Origin of the sequence: Amycolatopsis cihanbeyliensis (genome assembly GCF_006715045.1) — a bacterium.
In the GTDB taxonomy this organism is placed as follows: Bacteria; Actinomycetota; Actinomycetes; order Mycobacteriales; family Pseudonocardiaceae; genus Amycolatopsis; species Amycolatopsis cihanbeyliensis.
Genome location: NZ_VFML01000002.1, coordinates 531,787 through 548,128 on the forward strand (window position 1 = coordinate 531,787; position 16,342 = coordinate 548,128).

Consider the following 16,342-nt stretch of genomic DNA (forward strand, 5'->3'; position numbering starts at 1 on the left):
ATGCCAGTCACCCCGCGGCGCCGTCGCCCGGCGCTCCCCCCGAGTCGCCGAGCAGGTCGGTACGCACCTGTGAGGCGGTGGACACCACCAGCATCAGCAGGGTGCCCAGCGGAGCGGGCTCCATGCCCTGCGCGGGAAAGGCGTACCGCAGGGTCAGGTCCAGCCCGCGTTCGGTGTGCACCACCCCGAGCGTGCCGAACAACCCCTGCCCTGCCCGTTCGGCGACGGACGCGGCCAGCGTGGCGTCGTCCGGCAGGTCCCACGCCACCACGCAGGTGAGGCTGAGCACGGTCAACCCCTCGGCGAGCCGGGTCGCCTGCACCACGCACGGGACGTCGGCGTGCGAGAAGGTCAACGCCCCGTCGTCGTCGACCCGCACCTCCAGGTATCGCTCGAGCGCCTCCCGGGCGCGGGTCAGCAGCACAGCGGTATCCGCGGCCTCCGTGGTCATCACACCTCCGATAGGGCCCCGGCGGATCCCGCGGCGTCGGCAGCATCTGTGTTGTCGATGGCCGCGCCGAACCGCCGGTCCCGCTTGGCGAACGCCAGGCAGGCGTCCCACAGGCGGGTTCGGTCGAAGTCGGGGAACAGCGTGTCCTGGAACACGAACTCCGCATAGGCGGACTGCCACAGCATGAAGTTCGAGGTCCGCTGCTCGCCGGAGGGCCGGAGGAACAGGTCCACGTCCGGCATCTGCGGCTGGTACAGGTACTTCGCGATGGTGCGCTCGTCCACCTTGTCCGGGTTGATCTTCCCCTCGGCGGCGAGCCTGGCGATCTGCCGCACGGCGTCGCCGACCTCTGCCCGCCCACCGTAGTTGACGCACATCGTCATGTTGAGCCGGGTGTTGTGCCTGGTCTTCTCCTCGGCGTCCTGCAGCTCCTTGATCACGCTGCGCCACAGCTTCGGCCTGCGGCCCGCCCACCGGATGCGTACCCCGATCGAACCGAGGTAGTCGACCTGGCGGCGGATGGTGTCCCGGTTGAAGCCCATCAGGAAGCGCACCTCGTCCGGGCTGCGCTTCCAGTTCTCGGTGGAGAACGCGTACACCGACAGCCATTTCACGCCCAGCTCGACCGCGCCGCTGGCGACGTCGATCATCACCGCCTCGCCCCGCTTGTGTCCCTCGATGCGGGGCAACCCGCGCTGGTTGGCCCAGCGGCCGTTGCCGTCCATCACCAGCGCGACATGGTTGGGCACCAGCTCGGAAGGGATCCGCGGTGGCCGCGCGCCGGAGGGATGCGGGTCGGGATCCCGCACCTCGGTCCGTGCCGCCGCCTCACGTCCCCTGCGCCGCACCTGGTACCTCCATGTCGTCGGGCAACTCGGTCGAGGTTAACCTGCCGGGGCCGAGCATCTCCCGGCGCCGTTCGACCAGGGGTAAGGACCGGAGCTGGCGTTCGAGGTGCCACTGCAGGTGAGCGGCGACCAGCCCGCTGACATCCCGCCGGGTTCCCGGCGAGGTGCCTTCGGCGACCGTCCACTCCCCGTGCAGCAGCGCGTCCAGCAGGGTGAACACCTCCGGGGCGGGGTGCACCGAGCCGGCGACCCGGCAGCGTGGACACAGCGCGCCGCCGGACTGCACGTTGAACGCCCGGTGCGGCCCGGGTTGCCCGCAACGGGCGCACTCGCTGATCGCGGGCGCCCAGCCGGCGAAGGCCATGGCCCGCAGCAGGAAGGCGTCCAGCACCAGCGAGGCGTCCCTGCCGCCCCCGGCCAGCGCCCGCAGCGCCCCGGTGACCAGCAGGTACAGCTTCAGCGCCGGCTCGCCCTCCTCCGCGGTGAGCCGGTCGGCGGTCTCGGTGATCGCGCTGGCCGCGGTGTAGCGCTGGTAGTCGCCGACCAGCTGCACGGCGAACGCGTCCACGGTCTGCACCTGGGTGATCACGTCCAGCGTGCGGCCGGTGTAGAGCTGCAGGTCGACATGCCCGAACGGCTCCAGCCGGGCACCGAACCGGGAGCCGGTCCTGCGCACCCCCTTGGCGACGGCGCGCACCTTCCCGTGCCTGCGGGTGAGCAGGGTGATGATCCGGTCGGCCTCACCCAGCTTGTGCACCCGGAGCACGATGCCGGTGTCGCGATAGAGACTCACCGCCCTATCGTCTCACCCGTTCGCGCTCACGCTCGTAACCAGCCGAGACCCGGCAGATCCCGCAGCACCCACCAGGCCATCGTGAGCGCGCCGAGCAGGAGCGCCAGCCGCAGGCCGCGGGCACCGGCCGGCCACCAGCGGGTGGCTCGGCCCACCTCCCACCTGGCGAGCGCGACCAGCACCACCACGGCCACCGGCAGCAGGACCAGCACGGCGAAGGCGTTGTAGCCGATGGCCGCGACCGGGTCGCCGTGCAGCAACGCGCCGAGCGCCCTGCTGCCTCCGCAGAACGGGCAGTCCAGCCCGGTCAGCGCATGGAACCAGCAGGGGATGACCAGTACCCCGGTGCCGAGTGCGGCGCCGGTGACAGCCAGGCCACCGACCAGCGCCGGGGTGCGGCGCAGGCTGCGCCACGACCGCTCGACCCGCATGGCGGTCATGGCTCAGTACACCGGCTTGGTGGAGATGGCGTAGGTCTTGGCCGCCTTGTCGTGCCAGCCCTGCCGAGCCTGCTCGTCGAAGAACGGGGACAGGATCACCAGCAGGCTGGCCAGCGAGCCGAGGCACGGAATGAGGCCCGGCAGCACCATCACCGCGATCCGGGTGAACGCGGGCCCGCCACCGATCCCGCCGCCCGGCTGGTGGAAGGACTGCGCGGTGACCAACCGGATCCCGGCCACGCTCTTGCCGACCGTGGCGCCCCTGGTGGACAGCATGATGCCCTCGTAAGCCAGCATGGCCAGGGACATGATCGGCGCGAAGATGAGGCTCACCCACAGGGCGCCGTTGCCGAGCAGCGCGAACTGGATGATCGCGAACAGGATGCCCATCGGCAGGCCGATGATCAGCGCGTCGACAAGCCGCGCGAGGAACCGGCTGCCCATGGTCGCCAGGGTCATCGACGGCCCGCCGGGGAACTGGATCTGCGAGCCGGGCACGACCACCTGTGCCTGTCCGGGGAACATCGGACCGCCGGGGCCACCGGGGAAACCGCCGGGGCCGCCGTAGGGCGAGGGTGCCTGGTATCCACCGGGCGGGGTGCCGTACGGCTGCTGACCGTAGGGCTGCTGCCCCGGCTGGGGCTGACCGTAGGGGTGGGGCTGGCCGAAGCCGCCGGAGTGCGGCCCGGGAAAACCACCGGACGGCGGAGCTTGCGGCCCGGGCTGGCCCGGCTGGCCGTAGCCGGGTTGCTGGCCGTAGCCGGGTTGCTGGCCGTAGCCGGGTTGCTGGCCGTAGGGCGGCTGCTGACCGTACGGGTTGGTCATCGGGTCTTTCTCCCCCTCGCTCGGTGCCCCTGGCACGGGTGCGATCAGTGCGGGCGGAGCGTACCGTCCCGATCGCGCGCCGACGCGGCAGAGTCGGGAAGCCGCCCGAGGGCGGCGGTCAGAACCCGAGCCTGCGTAGCTGTTTCGGGTCGCGCTGCCAGTCCTTGGCCACCTTGATGTGCAGGTCGAGGTACACCTTGCTGCCCAGCAGCGCCTCGATATGCCTGCGGGCGGTGGCGCCGACCTGCTTGAGCCGCTCCCCCTTGTGCCCGAGGATGATGCCTTTCTGGCTGGGCCGTTCCACGTACACCAGTGCGTAGACGTCCACCAGGTCCTCGCGGCCCTCCCGGGGATGCATCTCCTCCACGGTCACGGCGATGGAGTGCGGGAGCTCGTCCCGCACCCCCTCCAGTGCGGCCTCCCGGATGAGCTCGGCGACGAGGGTCTGCTCCGGCTCGTCGGTGAGGTCACCGTCCGGGTAAAGCTGTGGCCCCTCGGGCAGCCTGCCAACCAGCAGGTCGGCGACCGTGTTCACCTGGAAACCGTCGACCGCCGAGACCGGGATCAGCTCGGCGAAGTCCATCAGCTCCTGCAGGGCGACCAGCTGCTCGGCGACCCGGTCCGGGGAGACCAGGTCGGTCTTGGTGACCACGCCGAGCACCGGCGCGCGCCGGGCCACCTTGCGCAGCTCGGTGGCGATGAATCGGTCGCCGGGGCCGATCTTCTCGTCGGCGGGCACGCAGAACCCGACCACGTCCACCTCGGCCCAGGTCGAGTGCACGATGTCGTTCAACCGCTCACCGAGCAGCGTGCGCGGCCGGTGCAGCCCGGGCGTGTCGATGATCACCAGCTGCGCGTCCGGCCGGTGCACGATGCCCCTGATCGCGTGCCGGGTGGTCTGCGGTTTGCTGGAGGTGATCGCCACCTTGGTGCCGACCAGCGCGTTGGTCAGCGTCGACTTGCCGGCGTTCGGCCTGCCGACGAAGCAGGCGAAACCGGACCGGTGTTCAGGTGTGCTACTCACGACTGGCGCAGGACCTCCCGCACGGCGCCGGAGGGGTCGGCGCGGTAGATGGGGGCCTTCTCGGCGAGGTCGCGCACGGCGTGCACGGAAGCCTGGTCGAACAGCGGCTCGTCGGTGACGATCGCCGCGGCCTCCAGGTTCTCCGCCCCGCTGGAGACGGCGGCCGCCACCGCGGCTTGCAACGCGGTGAGCGCGAACGACGGGAGCCGGACGGTGGTCGCGGCGTAGGTCCGGCCGTCGGTGTCCCGTACCGCGGCACCCTCGGCCGCCTGGTTCCGGGCCCGCGCCGACCTGGCCAGTATCACGAGCTTGTCATCTTCGGGGTCCAACTCGGCGTCCTGTTCGAGACGCGCCCGCTCCGAGGCACTGTCAGGCATGGTCGACGTTCCTGTCCCGTTCGTCGTCTTCGGCCACGGCCGTTCCCTGGTGGAGGTTCGTGGTGTCCAGCCGGGTCCGCGGACCGGTGATGCTGTCGTCGCAGGGCCGTACGACCACCGTGGTGATCCGCATCCGGCCCCTGCGGTCCTTGCCGCCCTCCGCGTGCAGGCGCAGGCCGGCCACCTCGGCTTCGGCACCGGGCAGTGGAACCCTACCGAGTCGTTGCGCGAGCAGCCCGCTGACCGTCTCCACGTCGTGGTCCTCCAGCTCGACGCCGTACAGCTCGCCAAGGTCGTCCACGCCGAGCCGGGCCGACACCCGCACCGAGCGCTCGTCCAGGTACTCCACCGGTGGGCGTTCCTGGGTGTCGGACTCGTCGGTGATCTCACCGACGATCTCCTCCAGGATGTCCTCGATGGTGAGCAGCCCGGCCGTGCCACCGTACTCGTCCACCGCGATGGCCATGTGGTTGCGGGAGCGCTGCATGCCCTTGAGCAGTTCGTCCAACCGTTTGGAGTCCGGCACGTAGCTGGCCTGGTTCATCAGTTCCTCGACCGGCCGGGTGGAGCCGCCCTCCGCGAGGTAGGCCTGGACCAGGTCCTTGAGGTTGACCACGCCGACGATGTCGTCCACCGACTCGCCGATCACCGGTACCCGGGTGAAACCGGTGCGCAGGGAGAGCGCGAGCGCCTGCCGGACGGTCTTGGTCTGCTCGATCCAGACGATCTCGGTGCGCGGCACCATGACCTCGCGGGCCACGGTGTCGCCGAGCTCGAACACCGAGTGGATCATCTCCCGCTCGTCGGTGCCCACCACCCCGCGCTGCTCGGCGAGATCGACCAGCTCGCGCAGCTCGATCTCCGAGCTGAACGGGCCTTCCCGGAAGCCCTTACCAGGCGTGATGGCGTTACCCAGCAGGATGAGCAGGCGGCTCAGCGGCCCGAGGACGGAACCGAGCACCCGGACGGGGCCGGCGACCAGCAGCCCGACCCGGTAGGGGTGCTGGCGACCGACCGTGCGCGGTCCGACCCCGATGACCACATAGCTGATCACCACCATGACGGCCACGGCCACCACGACGGCCAGCCACGCCTGCTCGATCCACTCCACGAACACCAGGGTGACCAGCACGGTCGCGGTGAGTTCGCAGGTGGTGCGCAGGAGCAGCAACAGGTTGATGTGCCGCCTGCGTTCGTCGACCACCAGGGAGAGCTGGCGCGCACCGACGCGGCCGAGCCGGACCAGCCCCTCGGCCCGAGCCCGGGACACCGTGCTCACCGCGGCATCGGCCGCCGCGAACACGCTGCCCAGCAGGACCAGCACCACGGCGATCAGCAGCAATGGTGTGGAGTCGATCACAGCACCGCCTAGGATGCCGGATCCGCGGGCGCTCCGTCGAGGCCCGCGGTGCCGAGCAGACGGTCATCCGCGCTGCGCTGCGCGTCCCGCTCCCGCGCCGCCCGCGCGGCGGTCTGGAACTCGGCCAGGATGCGCTTCTGCAAGCCGAACATCTCCCTTTCCTCGGCCGGTTCGGCGTGGTCGTAGCCGAGCAGGTGCAGCACGCCGTGCACGGTCAGCAGATGCATCTCGTCGGCGAGCGAGTGGCCCGCGGTACGCGCCTGGTCCTTGGCGAAGGCGGGGCAGAGCACGATGTCCCCGAGCAACGCGGGGGACGCCTCGGCGGCGTCCGGCCTGCGGGTGGACTCCAGCTCGTCCATCGGGAAGGCCATCACGTCGGTGGGCCCCGGCAGGTCCATCCAGCGCTCGTGCAGGTCCTCCATCACGTCCAGGGTGACCAGCAGGACCGACAGCTCGGCCTGGGGACTGACCTCCATCTTGTCCAGCGCGAACCGCGCGGCGGAGACGAGCGAGGCCTCGTCCACCCGCATCCCGGACTCGTTGGCGATCTCGATGCTCACCGGCGACCCTTCCACCCGTTGCCCGGCTCCTCGTTGGTCGCCTGCCATTTCTCGTAGGCGTCCACGATATCGCCGACCAACTTGTGCCGGACCACGTCCTCGCTGGTCAGGTTAGTGAAGTGCAGGTCGTCCACGCCGTCGAGGATCTCCTGCACGATCCGCAGGCCGCTGCGCTGCCCGCTGGGCAGGTCGACCTGGGTGACGTCACCGGTGACCACGACCTTCGACCCGAACCCGAGGCGGGTGAGGAACATCTTCATCTGTTCCGGGGTGGTGTTCTGCGCTTCGTCCAGGATGATGAAGGCGTCGTTCAGGGTGCGCCCGCGCATGTAGGCCAGCGGGGCGATCTCGATCGTGCCGGCCTGCATCAGCCGCGGGATGGACTCCGGGTCCACCATGTCGTGCAGGGCGTCGTAGAGCGGCCGCAGGTACGGGTCGATCTTCTCGTACAGCGTGCCGGGCAGGTAGCCGAGCCGCTCCCCCGCCTCCACGGCGGGCCGGGTCAGCACGATCCGGTTGACCTGCTTGGCCTGCAAGGACTGCACGGCCTTCGCCATCGCGAGATAGGTCTTGCCGGTGCCCGCGGGCCCGATGCCGAACACCACGGTGTGCCCGTCGATCGCCTCGACGTAGCGCTTCTGGTTCAGCGTCTTCGGCCGGATGGTCCGTCCCCTCCGGGAGAGGATGTCCATGCTGAGCACCTCGGAGGGTGCCTCGCCACCGGAGGACAACATCGACACGGTGCGTCGCACCGCGTCCGGGCCGACCTCCTGACCGCGCCCCGCGAGGGTCACCAGCTCGGCGAACACGCGTTCGGCGAAGGCGACGTCGCCCGGAGCGCCGGTGAGGGTGACCTCGTTACCCCGTACGTGGACGTCCGCGTCGAGCAGTTCCTCCACCACGCGGAGGTTCTGGTCACGCGAGCCCAGCAAGGGGAGCAGGGCCGTCTCGGGAACGGGGAACTTGGACTGTGCGGACTTGACGACCGCCTCGGTCGCCTGCGGTGGGACGCCCTCGGGGAGATCGGATCGGGCGGCTCCACCCTGTGCGGTACCGGCCACGTGCGCTCGGGCCTGCTTTCTGCGCGTTCGCTGCTCGTCGGATCTGGTCTTGGCGCCCCCGATGCTAACGGTATCGAGGCCGAAGGGCAGGTGGTTACCCGTCGTGTGGGTTGCCCTCACCGTTGTAACGTCCGAAGAAGCCGAGCTGTTCCCCGCCGAGCACGTGCGCGTGCACGTGGAACACGGTCTGCCCGGCGTCGCGCTCGGTGTTGAACACCACCCGGTAACCGGACTCCACGATGCCTTCCAGCTCCGCCACGGTGCGCGCGGTGGTGATGACCTCGGCCAGCAGCCGCGGCTCGGCGGCGAGTTCGGCGACGTTGCGGTAGCGGGTCTTCGGCACCACCAGCACGTGGGTCTTCGCCTGCGGGTTGATGTCCCGGAACGCCAGGGTGTTGGAGGTTTCGTGGACGATCTCGGCCGGGATCTCCCGAGCGATGATCCGCTCGAACAGGTTCTCCGCTTCACTCATGGGTCCAGAGCCTAGAACCCACCCCCGCCCGTCCCGCCACCCATGTACACGAACAGCAAACGCACGCGCGTGAGCGGCAAACACGCGTTCCTGGCAGACAACTAGACCGCCGCGGGGCGGTCCGGGGGGTCCGGGGGGCAGAGCCCCCTGGAAAGCACACTTCACCGCCCGAGAGGGAAGGGTTCACCCGACTAGACCGCCGCGGGGCGGTCCGGGGGGTCCGGGGTGGCAGAGCCCCCTGGAAAGCACACTTCACCGCCCGAGAGGGAAGGGTTCACCCGACTAGACCGCCGCGGGGCGGTCCGGGGGGTCCGGGGTGGCAGAGCCCCCTGGAAAGCACACTTCACCGCCCGAGAGGGAGGGGGTCACCCGACTAGACCGCCGCGGGGCGGTGAAGCCTGGGGGTCGCTCCACCGCCACCGCGGCTCCGCCGGACCGAGGGGGGAGGTGCCCGGCGGGGCTTGGCCACTAGTCCAGCATACCGGAGGGTTTGTCCCCCGGTGCGCCAACCGTGTGTGGCGTGTCAATTAACGAGAGTAACGGCTGCCCCCAGGCTCGCGCCACCACTCCACCCGAAATGGCCTAGAAAATTTTCCGAGTTCCGAAGATTAACGCTACTCGAGCGTGCCCTCAGTGTACTCCCATCGGGTGGTGCGTGCCCCGAGCGCACCGAGAGTAACCGCGGCCGCGGTGGAAGCGCGGAGCACCGAAGGACCGAGTCGCGCCCGCTCAGCACCGGCGTCGACCAGCAGTTCCGTCTCCTCCGGCGCGATCCCGCCCTCCGGCCCCACGATCACCAACAGGTCACCGGATTCGGGCAACCGGAGGTCCGCGAGCGAGTGCGGCGCTCCGGCATCCAGCACCAGGGCGCACGTCATGCGGCGCACGCTGGCGGCGAGTGCCCGGGTGTCCACCGGTTCACCGACCTCCGGCACCCGGGCCCGGCGGGACTGCTTGGCCGCGGACCGCGCCGTACCACGCCAGCGGGCCAGCGCTTTGGCGCCGCGTGCTCCCTCGTCCCACCTGGCCACGCATCGGGCGGCGCGCCACGGCAGCAGGGCGTCCACCCCGGCCTCGGTGGCCAGTTCCACGGCCAACTCCCCGCGGTCACCCTTGATCAACGCCTGCGCCACGGTGACCCGCAACGCCGGAGCCGCCCGCACCGCGCGCCGTTCCACCCGCAGCTCGAGCTCGGCCTCGCGGCCGGCCCGCACGGCTTCGACCACGCAGTACGCGATACCGCCCACACCGTCGGAGAGGGCCAGCCGCTCCCCGGCACGGGTACGCCGCACGGTGGCCGCGTGCCGGGCTTCCTCGCCGGTCAGCGTCGTCCGCTCCCCGGCGGGCAGCTCGTCCACCAGGAACACCGGCGACGTGCTGTCCGGCACGCTAGCGGTGGCTCTTGGCGCGCAGCTTGGAGAACAGCCCGCCCTGCTTGCTGCCGTTGCCGGCCAGCGCCGACTCCTCGCCGCGCCGCTGAGCCAGCTCGCGCAGCAGGTCCTGCTGCCCCTCGTCCAGCTTGGTCGGCACCACCACGTCGATGTGCACGTGCAGGTCGCCCCGGCCGTCGACCCGGCCGGAGGAGCGCAGCCGCGGCATGCCCTTGCCGGTCAGCACGACCTCGGTGCCGGGCTGGGTCCCCGGCTCGATCTCGATCTCGTGCTCGCCGTCGATCAGCGTCTCCATCGGGATGGTGGCGCCGAGCGCGGCGGTGGTCATCGGGACCCGGAGATCGCAGTGCAGGTCGTGGCCCTGCCGCAGGAAGACCTCGTGCGGCTCCTCGTCGACCTCGACGTACAGGTCGCCTGCCGGCCCGCCGCCGGGCCCGACCTCGCCCTGCCCGGACAGCCGGATCCGCATCCCGTCGCCGACCCCGGGCGGGATCTTCGCGGTGACGTCGCGGCGCGCACGGACCCTGCCGTCGCCGCCACACTGCCGGCACGGGTTGGTGATCACCTCACCGAAGCCCCGGCACACCGGGCACGGCCGGGCGGTGACCACCTGGCCGAGGAAGGAACGCTGCACCGACTGGATCTCGCCCTGCCCACCGCAGGTGTCACAGGTCTGCGTGGTGGCGCCCTCGGCGCTCCCCGCGCCACGGCACTGCTCGCAGAGCACGGCCGTGTCGACGGTGATCTCCTTGTCCACGCCGGTCGCGCACTCCGCGAGCGTCAGCCCGAGCCGGATCAGAGCGTCGGAACCCGGCTGCACCCGGCTGCGCGGGCCACGACCGCGGCCGCCGCCACCGCCGGTGGCCGCGCCGAAGAAGGCGTCCATGATGTCGCCGAGCCCACCGAACCCGGCGAACGGGTCACGCGCTCCCCCACCGCTCGCGCCGTTCTCCATCGGGTCGCCGCCGAGATCGACGATCTTGCGCTTCTGCGGGTCGGAGAGGACTTCGTATGCGGTAGTGACCTCGCCGAACTGTCGCTGGGCGTCCTCAGACGGGTTCACGTCCGGGTGCAGCTCCCGTGCGAGCTTCCGGTACGCGCGCTTGATCTCCTGATCACTCGCGTTCTTGGCTACCCCCAGGGTGCCGTAGTAGTCCCTCGCCACCGTACTTGCCATCCTCCACAGTTGGTCATGTACCGCACCGGCTAGCTGCCGACCAGGATCTGGCCGACGTAGCTGGCCACCGCACGCACCGCGGCGATCGTGCTCGGGTAGTCCATCCGGGTCGGACCGACCACGCCCATGCCACCGAGCAGCAGGTCGTCCATCCCGTAGCCGATCGATACCACCGAGGTGCTGCGCATCTGCGCGTCCTCATTTTCCTCGCCGATACGCACCGTCACCGCACCGGGGTTCCGGGCGGCGGCGAGCAGTTTCAGCACGACGACCTGTTCTTCCAGGGCCTCCAGCACCTGACGCAGTGACCCGGGGAAGTCCGCGACGTTGCGAGTGAGGTTCGCCGTGCCGCCGAGCACCAACCGTTCCTGCGGGTGCTCGACCAGCGACTCCACCAGTACGGTACAGACTCTGGTCATCGGGTCGCGCAGCTCGGCCGGTGCCTGCTCGGGCAGTTCGGCCACCTTCGCCGCGGCCTCGGCGAGCCGTTGCCCGGCCAACGCCGAGTTCAGCACCGTGCGCAGCCGGGCCACGCCGTCCTCGGTCACCACGTCGCCGAGGTCGACGGCGCGCTGGTCCACCCGACCGGTGTCGGTGATCAGCACCAGCATCAGCCGGGCAGCGGTGAGCGAGACCACTTCGACGTGCCGGACCGTCGAGTTGGTGAGCGTGGGGTACTGCACGACCGCGACCTGCCTGGTGAGCTGGGCGAGCAGCCGCACCGAGCGGCGCAACACGTCCTCCAGGTCGATCGCGCCGTCCAGGAAGCTCTGAATGGCCCGCCGCTCCGCCGTGCTGAGCGGCTTGATCTCGGACAGCCGGTCGACGAACATCCGGTAGCCCTTGTCGGTGGGTATCCGGCCCGCGCTGGTGTGCGGCTGCGCGATGTAGCCCTCCTCCTCCAGCGCCACCATGTCGTTGCGCACGGTGGCACTGGACACTCCGAGGTTGTGCCGGTCGACCAGGGCTTTCGAACCCACCGGCTCCTGGTTCGACACGTAGTCGGCGACGATGGCGCGCAGCACGCCGAACCGCCGCTCGTCCGTGTTGGCCACCAGCACCTCCGTTTCGTCGATCCGTGGCCGAATCCTGCCCAACGTCGAGTTTACGGACTCCACGCCGTGTCCAGGCCCCGGCCGGGTTCCGAGCAAGCAACGGAGCAGAGTTTCAGGAGGTTACCGCGCCGCGGTCGAGCTCGAGGCTGGCCAGATCGGCGGCCGCCCTTCCGGCAGCCCAGCCCGCTCCGTCCCGCGCGGAGCCTGCCTTCTTCTCGTACAGAAAACCGCCGAACATCTCGCCGACCGCGGCGTCCACCGCCTCGCCACGGTCGGCGAGTACCGGCAGCAGCCGCGGATCCTCCGCGAGGTCCTGGGCGGCGGCCTCCTCGGACGTCAGTCGCTCACCGATCCGGACCGCGTACGCGATCAGGAAGGACTGCCGGAAGGAGCGCGTGCGGGAGCCGCCGGTGCGGGTCTTCTGACTGCCTTCGGCCACCATGGCCTTGGTTGCCTGGACCAGCAGCGACGTGACCAGCAGCTCGACGATCTCCAGGTCCATCTCCTCGCCGACCAGCGAAACGAAGCCGATCTTGTCGTGGTGCACCGCGCGCGACCGGTTGGCCTCGGCGATCACGTGCACCAACTGCGCCTTGGCGTCGGCGTACGGGCTGTCCAGCCAGACCCGGCGGGAGGTGGCAACCTGCGGCTGATACGTCTCCGCGTCGAGTAGCGCACGTTCGAAGGCGTGCCGGTTCATCAGCTCCTGCGCCTTGGCCGACAATGCCTCCGCTTCCTCGGGGTAGTCGGTGGACTCCGCCTTGGCCAGCAGGGCGCGGACCCTGGACAGCACCTTCTGGTCGACACCTGCCACCGCCCCGTGCCGGGTGGCGGTCCCCGGTAGCGGCAGGATGCGCGGCAGCTCGGGCAGCGAGACCAGCAGGCCGAGCAGCGTAATCGCCGTGACCACAACCTGCTCGATGCCGAGACCCCGGCGCTCGGCCCACTGCTCGAGGTACGGGCGGGACTCGTCCCACCAGCGGTCCGCCTCCAGCTCCCCCAGCTGGTTCGCCCATCGCTCGTGCACGCCGGCCGGGGCGTACTGGGCATGTTCGGCCGCGATGGCATCGATGACCAGCCCGGCCGCGCGGGCATCGAGGCGGCGGCGGGTGACCTGCCAGACGTCGACCGGCAGCCAGCCACGTTCCCACAGGCCGCCGAGCACCCAGCCGAACGCCAGGCCGACCCCAGCGCCGAGCTCAGCCGTCCGAACACCGGAGCGGGCGCTCGTCAGCTCCCCGGCGCACTCGGCCGGCGCAGAGGCGTCACCGTGGAGATGCCCGTTCGCCGCGGCGAGCAAGGTGGTGGCGACCATCTCGCTCGGCGTGGACGGCTCGGCGCCGGTGCAACGTGGGCAGTCGCAGTACCCGTCGTCGTAGCTGCCGTAGTCGTCCCGCGGCGGTGTGGGACCGCGCCGCCGTCGGGCGCGCTGCTTCGCCTTGGCGTTGCGTTTCTCCCGGTTTCGTCGGCTCATGGCCACCCCTGCGTCTCGCGTTCATAGCGGGACTCACGGTAGCGAACCGGTACGACAACCCGATCGCTGGTCACCAGCGCCTGAACGTGGCGTTCCGGACGTCAGTCGCCGCGAACGTGGCGTTGCGGACGTCCAACGTCTCGAAAGTGCCGTTCAGGGCTTGTGGCGGGTGGTGTCGGCGGGGAAGGCCAGGTTGACGCCGGCGTGGGACTGGTCCGGCCAGCGTTCGGTGACCACCTTGGTGCGGGTGAAGAAGTGGAAGCCCTCCGGGCCGTAGGCGTGGCTGTCGCCGAACAGCGAGTCCTTCCACCCGCCGAAGGAGTAGTAGCCGACCGGCACCGGGATCGGCACGTTCACCCCGACCATGCCCACCTCGACGTCGTTCTCGAACCGGCGGGCCGCCGCGCCGTCCGCGGTGAAGATCGCGGTGCCGTTGCCGTAGGCGTTGCCGTTCACCAGCTCGACGGCGTCCTGGTAGCTCGCCGCCCGCACCACGCACAGCACCGGCCCGAAGATCTCGTCGGCGTAGATGGACATCCCGGGCCGCGCGTGGTCGAAAAGGCTCGGGCCGAGCCAGAAGCCCTCCCGCGCACCGTCGGGTCGCACCGCGCGGCCGTCCACCACGAGGGTGGCGCCCTCCTGGACGCCGGCGTCCAGGTAGCCGGCAACCCGATCCCGGTGCGCGGCGGTGACCAGCGGGCCCATCTCGGAGTCCGGCTTGCGGCCGTCGCCGACCCGGATCCGGCCGATCCGGTCGGCGATCTTGGCGACCAGGTCGTCGCCGACCGGGTCCACCGCCACCACCACGGACACGGCCATGCACCGCTCCCCCGCCGAGCCGAAGCCGGCCGAGACCGCGGCGTCCGCGGCGAGGTCGAGGTCGGCGTCCGGGAGCACCACCATGTGGTTCTTGGCTCCGCCGAGGGCCTGCACCCGCTTACCGTGCGAGGTTCCGGTCTGGTACACGTAGCGTGCGATCGGGGTCGAGCCGACGAAGGAGACCGCCCGCACCTCCGGGTGCTCCAGCAACCCGTCCACCGCGACCTTGTCCCCGTGCAGCACGTTCAGCACCCCAGGGGGCAGCCCGGCCTCGGCGAACAGCTCGGCGATGAACACGGCGGCCGAAGGGTCCTTCTCGCTCGGCTTGAGCACCACGGTGTTGCCGCAGGCGATGGCGTTGGGCACGAACCACAGCGGCACCATCGCGGGAAAGTTGAACGGGGAAATGACCCCGACCACGCCGAGCGGCCGGTGGGCGGAGTGCACGTCGACCCCGGTGGAGACGTTGCCGCTGAACCCGCCCTTGAGCAGTTGCGGGGCCCCGCAGGCGAACTCCACGTTCTCCAGCCCGCGTTGGATCTCGCCCGCCGCGTCCGACTCCACCTTCCCGTGTTCGGTGGTGACGATCCTGGCCAGCTCGTCCCTGCGCGCGGCGAGCAGCTCGCGGAAGGCGAACATCACCCGGCCGCGCGCGGCCAGCGAGGTGTCCCGCCACCCGGGCAAAGCCCGGCTGGCGGCGGCCACCGCCTCGGCGACCTCGACCTCGCCCGCGAAGTCCACCTGCGCCCTGACCTCGCCGGCGGCCGGATCGAACACCTCCCCGGATCGCTGCGGTACCCCGGCCCAGTGCCTGCCGTCGATCCAGTGGCTGATGCGCTGGTTGGTCGAGTGGTTGGTCGAGCCCGTCACGCCGTTCGTTCCTCCTGTGCCGTCGCGATGGCGGCGCCGAGGATCCGCAGTGCCTCCTCGGTCTCGCCGCCGGTCAGCGTCATCGGGGGTGCAAGGCGGATCACGTTGTTGTGCAGCCCGCCCTTGCCGACCAGCAGGCCACGCCTGCGGGTCTCCTCCAACACGATCCCAGCCGCGGGCCCGCTCGGCTCACGCGAACCGGGCTCAACCAGCTCGATGCCGATCATCAGCCCTTTGCCTCGCACGTCGCCCACCACGTCGTACGGCTCAGCCAGCTCGCGCAGGCCGCCGATCAGCCGGTCACCCAGCTTCGCGGCGTTGCCCTGCAGGTCGTGCTCGAGCAGGTAGTCCAGGGTCGCCTTGGCGCCCGCGGTAGCCACCGGGTTACCACCGAAGGTGGAGATGGAGTTGGCCCGCAGGCAGTCCATCAGCTCGGCGCGGGCCACCACCCCGCCGATCGCGAGGCCGTTGCCGAGCCCCTTGGCGAAGGTCATCACGTCCGGGGTGACCCGGTGCGCGTCCATCCCCCAGAAGTGTTCCCCGGTACGGCCCCAGCCGGTCTGCACCTCGTCCGAGATCAGCGGGATCCCGTACTCGTCCAGAACCTCCTTGAACCCGGCGAACAGCCCGTCCGGTGGCACGTTGAACCCGCCGACACCCTGGATCGGCTCGACGATCATCGCGGCCACGTCCCCGGAGGTGGTGGTGCGCAGCACATCGCGCAGGTCGTCCACACAGGCCGCGGTGTAATCCGCATCGGACAGCCCGGCGAAGGCATCCCGGTAGCGGTAGCCGCCGTGCACGTAGCTGACCTTGACCGGGGACAACGAGCTGGCCGACCAGCCGCGGTTGCCGGTGATCCCCACGGTGCCGAACGCCCTGCCGTGGTAGGAGTTGCGCAGCGCGAGTATCTGGTTGCTGCGCCGGTACTGGGTGGCCAGCATCAGTGCGGTCTCGTTGGCCTCGGTGCCGGAATTGGTGAAGAACACCTTGGCGTTCTCGATCCCGGACAGCTCGGCGATCTGCTCGGCCAGCTCGACCTGGCTGCGGATCAGGTACAGCGTCGAGGTGTGCAGCACGCCGGTGTCCAGCTGACCACGTACCGCGTCGGAGATCTCCGCGATGCCGTAGCCGATGGCGTTGGTCAGGATGCCGGCGAAGAAGTCCAGATAGGTCCGGCCTTCGGAGTCGGTGACGTGCCGCCCGCTGGCCCGCACGATCTCGATCGGTTCCTGGTAGTACAGCGCCAGCCACTCCGGCAGCACCGCCTTGTGCCGGGCCAAGAGCTCCGCGTCGGGCATTCCGGTTCCTCTCCCGAGGTAGTTCCACCGTCACCAGCGAGTCT

The 16,342-nt window shown here is 70.5% G+C and carries 17 protein-coding genes; all 17 read right to left on the minus strand.

Annotated features, from left to right (window positions below; all coding sequences use genetic code 11):
* Positions 1 to 7: 7 nt before the first annotated feature.
* Entirely contained in the window at positions 8 to 451 is a 444-nt protein-coding gene (locus FB471_RS31055; protein WP_142003389.1) for a hypothetical protein, read from the minus strand.
* Positions 451 to 1,299, minus strand: coding sequence for an isoprenyl transferase (locus FB471_RS31060; RefSeq protein ID WP_142003390.1), 849 nt, complete (start codon positions 1,297 to 1,299; stop codon positions 451 to 453). Before FB471_RS31060 ends, FB471_RS31055 begins: the two co-directional genes overlap by 1 nt.
* A complete protein-coding gene (gene recO / locus FB471_RS31065; protein ID WP_142003391.1) occupies positions 1,280 to 2,092 on the minus strand; it encodes a DNA repair protein RecO in 813 nt (270 codons plus the stop codon). Before recO ends, FB471_RS31060 begins: the two co-directional genes overlap by 20 nt.
* 26 nt (positions 2,093 to 2,118) lie before the next feature.
* The gene (locus tag FB471_RS31070) at positions 2,119 to 2,532 is read right to left on the minus strand and encodes a DUF2752 domain-containing protein (RefSeq protein ID WP_246076810.1); all 414 of its coding nucleotides are present in this window, start codon (positions 2,530 to 2,532) and stop codon (positions 2,119 to 2,121) included.
* A 3-nt stretch (positions 2,533 to 2,535) separates the two neighbouring features.
* Positions 2,536 to 3,357, minus strand: a complete 822-nt coding sequence (locus tag FB471_RS31075) for an RDD family protein (RefSeq protein WP_142003392.1) — start codon at positions 3,355 to 3,357, stop codon at positions 2,536 to 2,538.
* A 118-nt stretch (positions 3,358 to 3,475) separates the two neighbouring features.
* Positions 3,476 to 4,381, minus strand: coding sequence for a GTPase Era (gene era / locus FB471_RS31080; protein ID WP_142003393.1), 906 nt, complete (start codon positions 4,379 to 4,381; stop codon positions 3,476 to 3,478).
* Positions 4,378 to 4,758, minus strand: coding sequence for a cytidine deaminase (locus tag FB471_RS31085; RefSeq protein ID WP_142003394.1), 381 nt, complete (start codon positions 4,756 to 4,758; stop codon positions 4,378 to 4,380). The genes era and FB471_RS31085 overlap by 4 nt, the downstream gene beginning before the upstream one ends.
* A complete protein-coding gene (locus FB471_RS31090) occupies positions 4,751 to 6,118 on the minus strand; it encodes a hemolysin family protein (RefSeq protein ID WP_142003395.1) in 1,368 nt (455 codons plus the stop codon). The genes FB471_RS31085 and FB471_RS31090 overlap by 8 nt, the downstream gene beginning before the upstream one ends.
* An 8-nt stretch (positions 6,119 to 6,126) precedes the next feature.
* On the minus strand, positions 6,127 to 6,678 hold the full coding sequence (gene ybeY / locus FB471_RS31095) for an rRNA maturation RNase YbeY (RefSeq protein WP_142003396.1): 552 nt from the start codon (positions 6,676 to 6,678) through the stop codon (positions 6,127 to 6,129).
* Entirely contained in the window at positions 6,675 to 7,739 is a 1,065-nt protein-coding gene (locus FB471_RS31100) for a PhoH family protein (RefSeq protein WP_142003397.1), read from the minus strand. Before FB471_RS31100 ends, ybeY begins: the two co-directional genes overlap by 4 nt.
* A gap of 94 nt (positions 7,740 to 7,833) precedes the next feature.
* Positions 7,834 to 8,211 (minus strand): histidine triad nucleotide-binding protein, encoded by a 378-nt coding sequence (locus tag FB471_RS31105; RefSeq protein ID WP_142003398.1) that lies wholly within the window; start codon positions 8,209 to 8,211, stop codon positions 7,834 to 7,836.
* A 614-nt stretch (positions 8,212 to 8,825) separates the two neighbouring features.
* On the minus strand, positions 8,826 to 9,599 hold the full coding sequence (locus FB471_RS31110; RefSeq protein WP_142003399.1) for a 16S rRNA (uracil(1498)-N(3))-methyltransferase: 774 nt from the start codon (positions 9,597 to 9,599) through the stop codon (positions 8,826 to 8,828).
* A 1-nt stretch (position 9,600) separates the two neighbouring features.
* Positions 9,601 to 10,767: a molecular chaperone DnaJ gene (dnaJ, locus tag FB471_RS31115; RefSeq protein ID WP_142003939.1), complete on the minus strand. Its 1,167-nt coding sequence runs from the start codon at positions 10,765 to 10,767 to the stop codon at positions 9,601 to 9,603.
* 41 nt (positions 10,768 to 10,808) lie between these two features.
* On the minus strand, positions 10,809 to 11,834 hold the full coding sequence (gene hrcA, locus FB471_RS31120) for a heat-inducible transcriptional repressor HrcA (RefSeq protein WP_142003400.1): 1,026 nt from the start codon (positions 11,832 to 11,834) through the stop codon (positions 10,809 to 10,811).
* A 112-nt stretch (positions 11,835 to 11,946) separates the two neighbouring features.
* Positions 11,947 to 13,308 carry a DUF2786 domain-containing protein gene (locus tag FB471_RS31125; RefSeq protein WP_142003401.1) on the minus strand — a complete coding sequence of 454 codons (1,362 nt, stop codon included), beginning with the start codon at positions 13,306 to 13,308 and terminating at the stop codon, positions 11,947 to 11,949.
* A gap of 153 nt (positions 13,309 to 13,461) precedes the next feature.
* Entirely contained in the window at positions 13,462 to 14,997 is a 1,536-nt protein-coding gene (locus tag FB471_RS31130; protein ID WP_142003402.1) for a CoA-acylating methylmalonate-semialdehyde dehydrogenase, read from the minus strand.
* Positions 14,994 to 16,298 carry an aspartate aminotransferase family protein gene (locus FB471_RS31135; protein ID WP_142003403.1) on the minus strand — a complete coding sequence of 435 codons (1,305 nt, stop codon included), beginning with the start codon at positions 16,296 to 16,298 and terminating at the stop codon, positions 14,994 to 14,996. The genes FB471_RS31130 and FB471_RS31135 overlap by 4 nt, the downstream gene beginning before the upstream one ends.
* Positions 16,299 to 16,342 lie beyond the last annotated feature (44 nt).

Excerpts from the sequence above, each read along its gene's own strand:
- FB471_RS31125 (WP_142003401.1), bottom strand. The coding sequence starts at position 13,308 with ATGAGCCGACGAAACCGGGAGAAACGCAACGCCAAGGCGAAGCAGCGC.
- FB471_RS31135 (WP_142003403.1), bottom strand. The coding sequence starts at position 16,298 with ATGCCCGACGCGGAGCTCTTGGCCCGGCACAAGGCGGTGCTGCCGGAG.
- FB471_RS31075 (WP_142003392.1), bottom strand. The coding sequence starts at position 3,357 with ATGACCAACCCGTACGGTCAGCAGCCGCCCTACGGCCAGCAACCCGGC.
- FB471_RS31085 (WP_142003394.1), bottom strand. The coding sequence starts at position 4,758 with ATGCCTGACAGTGCCTCGGAGCGGGCGCGTCTCGAACAGGACGCCGAG.
- FB471_RS31105 (WP_142003398.1), bottom strand. The coding sequence starts at position 8,211 with ATGAGTGAAGCGGAGAACCTGTTCGAGCGGATCATCGCTCGGGAGATC.
- FB471_RS31070 (WP_246076810.1), bottom strand. The coding sequence starts at position 2,532 with ATGACCGCCATGCGGGTCGAGCGGTCGTGGCGCAGCCTGCGCCGCACC.
- FB471_RS31055 (WP_142003389.1), bottom strand. The coding sequence starts at position 451 with ATGACCACGGAGGCCGCGGATACCGCTGTGCTGCTGACCCGCGCCCGG.